Raw genomic sequence first — 425 nt, forward strand, 5'->3', positions numbered from 1 at the left:
CCGGTCACCTACAGCATCTATGCAGGAACTGTAATAGGTTCGTATGAGCCGATCCCTGTCGCGACGGTGACYGGTTCGACCAACACCAGCACGATAACGGGGCTGACGAACGGAACGACGTACTACTTCGCRATCAAGGCCAGCAACACCAGYGGSTACAGCAGCTACTCCAAYGAATTGRGTGCCAMGCCGATCGCCAMGCCGAACACGCCAGTTGCACTTTCTGCAACTTCAGGTGACGGTCAAGTAACACTCRCTTGGAGCGGTGTATCGGATGCGGTCACCTACAGCATCTATGCAGGAACTGTAATAGGTTCGTATGAGCCGATCCCTGTCGCGACGGTGAAYGGTTCGACCAACACCAGCACGATAACGGGGCTGACGAACGGAACGACGTACTACTTCGCAATCAAGGCCAGCAACAC

Annotated in this window: 1 pseudogene; it reads left to right on the forward strand. The window is 55.2% G+C overall.

The features are described from left to right. A pseudogene (locus tag AC1DUA_RS40730) lies at positions 1-425 on the forward strand (S-layer homology domain-containing protein); the annotation flags it as partial.

The organism is Paenibacillus sp. 01T422 (genome assembly GCF_056398785.1).